Below are 3774 nucleotides of genomic sequence, written 5' to 3'. Positions count from 1 at the left end.
TCAGGACAGTCCCGGGATCGGTTTCAACGCCATGACGTTTGAAGAGATCGGCCGAAACGGCTTCCCGCAAGGGGGTAATCCCGGTAGCCGGGGTATAGCCGTGATGACCGTCCCGCAATGCCTTGATCGCTGCATCGACAATGTGTTCCGGAGTATTGAAGTCAGGCTGACCGATGCCGAGATTGATAATGTCACGACCCTGATTGGCCAGTTCAGTTGCCCGCGCCAGAACCGCAAATGCGTTTTCTTCTCCAATCCGGTTGAAGCCTTCGATTGTTTTCAGCATTTGCGTCTCCCGTTGAAAGTCGGCGTTGTTGTCCGAAGATTACCGCCGGCGCCGAACCCGTGAAAAGGGTCGATTGCAAGGTTGTGGTTCGGCATATGCGACAAGTTGCACCGCTTGGACCTGCCAGGTCCGTTCAGGAAAATGTCCGGCACCTCTCCCATTGCGCATTGGTTATGCTTATATTCGCGCCAACATGTTTGCTATCGAGCAGACAAATGAAAAATCTCACGCCAGAAAGGTGCGCAATGTCTGCGACCCAGGATGCACAGGCACAGATCCCGGTCACTGTGTTGACCGGATATCTCGGTGCCGGAAAAACCACGCTGCTTAACCGGATCCTGACTGAAAACCACGGTCAGCGATATGCGGTCATCGTCAATGAATTCGGTGAAGTCGGTATCGATAACGACCTTCTTGTCGAATCGGACGAAGAAATTTTCGAAATGAACAACGGCTGCATCTGCTGCACGGTGCGCGGAGACCTGATCCGCACCGTACAGAACCTGATGAAGCGCAAAGGTGCTTTCGACGCAATCATCGTGGAGACAACCGGTGTTGCCGATCCGGCACCGGTCGCACAGACCTTTTTTATGGATGACGATGTCAGGGCATCGGCCAAGCTCGATGCCGTTGTCGCTGTCGTTGATGCGCGTCATGTTCTGCAGCGTCTGGAAGACACAGAGGAAGCAGAAGACCAGGTTGCTTTTGCGGATGTCATCCTGATCAACAAGACGGATCTGGTTTCAGCGGAAGAACTTGCGACGGTTGAGGCGCGCATCCGGGCAATCAACCCCTACGCGGTCCTGCACAGAAGCGAGCGGTGCGGCGTCGACATTGCCAAGGTTCTGGACCGAGGTGCCTTCGACCTCGACCGGGTCCTGTCTCTCGATCCTCATTTTCTGGAACATGGCCATCATGAGCATGAATGCGGCCCGAGCTGTGATCATGACCACGACCACGGCCATGGACATCACCACGACCACGAACATCATCATCATCATCATGATGAAGACCCGCATTCGGTCAAAAGCATTTCGCTGAAAGCCGGCGACCTCAATCCTGACATGTTCTTTCCCTGGATCAATCAGGTCACACAGGTGCAGGGACCGAATATTCTGCGGATGAAAGGCATTCTGTCCTTCAAGGACGATCCTCAGCGGTATGTCATTCAAGGCGTGCACATGATCGTTGAAGGCGATCACCAGCGGGACTGGAAGGCGGATGAACCACGTGAAAGCCGTCTTGTGTTTATCGGACGTGATCTCAATTGGGATGTGTTGAAAGACAGTTTTCAGGCCTGCGCCGCGCAATAGGGAATTGAGATTTGCCGACAGTTGCTCCCGTGGACATGGACGGTTTCGTCGTTCGTGCCGGCTTTTTGAAAGAGACCGCCTATTTTGCGTCCGGTGAGGGCGAGATCGTTTTCAGCGGTGTAGGCGAACAGAAATTCGCTCCGCACAAGGGTGGTCTGCTGGCCGCTGAACCGGTCAAGGACGGAAAGGGCCTGGTGACTTCAGGTGACGATGGCTGCATCTATGTCTGCGCAGCAGACGGATCGTCTGAACTTGTCGCCGAGCGACCTCGTAAGTGGATTGACCTGATTGCGACCGGACCGTCCGGGGCCGTTGCCTTTGCAAGTGGCCGTACGGCCTGGGTTCGGTTTCAAGATGGCCGCGAAAAGGAATTTGCGCATGAAAGGGCAGTCGGAGGGTTAGCCTTCGCCCCCAAGGGAATGCGGCTTGCCGTGTCCCGATATGATGGCGCGACGCTTTGGTGGGCCGGCACTGACGGAGCGCCGGTGGAAATGACCTGGAAAGGCGCGCATCTGGGCATCAGCTTTTCACCGGAAGGCAAATATCTTGTCACAGCCATGCAGGAAAATGCGCTTCACGGCTGGCGACTGTCGGATAACCAGGACATGCGCATGACCGGTTACCCCGCCAAGGTGAAATCGTTCAGCTGGTCGGTCAAAGGCCGGTATCTGGCAACTTCCGGGGCAAACGCTGCAATCCTCTGGCCCTTCTTCGGTAAAACCGGGCCGATGGGTCAGTCGCCACTGCAGCTCGGTGCGCGCAGCGATGCACTGGTGACAACGGTCAGTTGCCATCCAAAAGAGGATGTCGTTGCTGTTGGCTATCAGGACGGCATGATCATGATGTGCCGTTTTGCAGACAATGCCGAGGTGTTGCTGCGCCGTCCCGGAAAAGGCCCGATTTCTTCGATGGACTGGGACGGGGAAGGCAGCCGCCTGGTTTTCGGAACGGAAGAGGCCGAAGCCGGCATCATCAGTTTGCAGGATTAGATCCGTATTCTGGGAAGTGCCCGTATCCCGGGAAGCGAATGTCTGTGTGAGGTGGTGATGGCAAGAGTTCTGATGTTGATCGTAATGCTGGTCAGCGGAACGGCGACGTCCCAGTTGCCGGAATTTTCGCAGCAATACAGTCAGCGTCTGGGTGGGGCCATCGATGCACTTGAAGAGGTTCTGGCAGACTTCAAACGGGACGCGTCTCAGTTTGGTCTTTCGGTCAGGGAGGCCATCGCGCGGCAAAAGGCTTCAGAGGACCCGTTTGTTCAGGCACGTGGAAACAGCATGGCCGTTGTCGATGCGCGGCTTACGCGGCTGAAGGAGCAACGAGCCGATCTGCAGAGAGCGGGGCCGGTCGAACGATTGGTGATTTTCGCACGAGGGTTCGATCCGAAGCTGGCGAGAGCGACTGCTCAAGATTTCGCACCGGCGGTGCCCGTGACCATTGCCGGTCTGTTAAGTGCCGGTGCAGGTGCCTTGGTTGGCTATCTGATTTTAAATCTGTTGTTCGGAATTGTCCGGTTGGGCCGCAGACGATCGAAGGTCAGTGACTGACAACCCGACCTCTTCAGGCAGAGTGGTGCTGAAAAAAACCAGTTAAAGACAGGGTCGCCTTTGGACGGTTTCCCCACTTTTGACCGGCAAACAACAAATCAGTTATGCAGGTCCGGAAGGTCACACTGCTTCAGAAAGGGAACCGGATGGACGCGATCACGCGCATGCGCTGTTTTATTCAGGTTGTCGATTCAAACGGATTTTCCGCTGCGGCCAGAGAAATGGGTCGCTCCAAAGCACTTGTTTCCAAATATGTCGGAGAACTGGAAGATGAGCTGGGAGTTCGGTTGCTGAACCGGACCACTCGTCAGGTGTCGGTTACCGAAGTTGGCGAGGCTTACTACAAGGAGGCGGCGGAAATCCTGCAGCGGATCGACGACCTGCAGGCTTCGGTCCAGTCCTCTCATCAGGAAGTGCGTGGGCGGTTGCGCGTTTCGGCTCCCAGGTCGATGGAGATGCTGGACAAGGCGATGATGGAGTTTTTGGTCCGATATCCGGATATCAATCTCGATCTCAGGCTGGAGGACCGATTTGTCGATCTGGTGGAAGAAGGTTTCGACGTAGCGGTTCGTGTAACGCAGCTCGAAGATTCCAGCCTGATCGCACGCAAGGTCGCCCCCTTCCGAAC

At 55.7% G+C, this 3774-nt stretch carries 5 protein-coding genes; 4 read left to right on the top strand and 1 reads right to left on the bottom strand.

Features of this window, described 5'->3' with window-relative positions; genetic code table 11:
* Positions 1-286, bottom strand: a 286-nt coding sequence (locus tag K5905_RS29635; protein ID WP_297591208.1) for an aminotransferase class I/II-fold pyridoxal phosphate-dependent enzyme, incomplete at its 3' end; no start/stop codon positions are given.
* A 245-nt stretch (positions 287-531) separates the two neighbouring features.
* On the opposite strand from K5905_RS29635, the gene K5905_RS29630 reads away from it, so the two are divergent.
* The 4 genes from K5905_RS29630 to K5905_RS29615 all read left to right on the top strand — a co-directional run.
* Positions 532-1599, top strand: a complete 1068-nt coding sequence (locus K5905_RS29630) for a GTP-binding protein (protein WP_297591205.1) — start codon at positions 532-534, stop codon at positions 1597-1599.
* Between the two features lie 11 nt (positions 1600-1610).
* Positions 1611-2588 (top strand): WD40 repeat domain-containing protein, encoded by a 978-nt coding sequence (locus K5905_RS29625; RefSeq protein WP_297591203.1) that lies wholly within the window; start codon positions 1611-1613, stop codon positions 2586-2588.
* 57 nt (positions 2589-2645) lie between these two features.
* Complete coding sequence (locus K5905_RS29620; protein ID WP_297591202.1) at positions 2646-3146, top strand: DUF2937 family protein; 501 nt, start codon at positions 2646-2648, stop codon at positions 3144-3146.
* Positions 3147-3292: 146 nt separating this feature from the next.
* The coding region (locus K5905_RS29615; RefSeq protein ID WP_297591199.1) for a LysR family transcriptional regulator at positions 3293-3774 on the top strand (482 nt) is incomplete at its 3' end.

Source organism: Roseibium sp. (assembly GCF_025698965.1).
Classification (GTDB): domain Bacteria; phylum Pseudomonadota; class Alphaproteobacteria; order Rhizobiales; family Stappiaceae; genus Roseibium.
The sequence above is the reverse complement of the archived record's forward strand: the minus strand, read 5'-3'. Positions and strand labels throughout refer to the sequence as shown.

Excerpts from the sequence above, each read along its gene's own strand:
- K5905_RS29620 (WP_297591202.1), top strand. The coding sequence starts at position 2,646 with ATGGCAAGAGTTCTGATGTTGATCGTAATGCTGGTCAGCGGAACGGCG.
- K5905_RS29630 (WP_297591205.1), top strand. The coding sequence starts at position 532 with ATGTCTGCGACCCAGGATGCACAGGCACAGATCCCGGTCACTGTGTTG.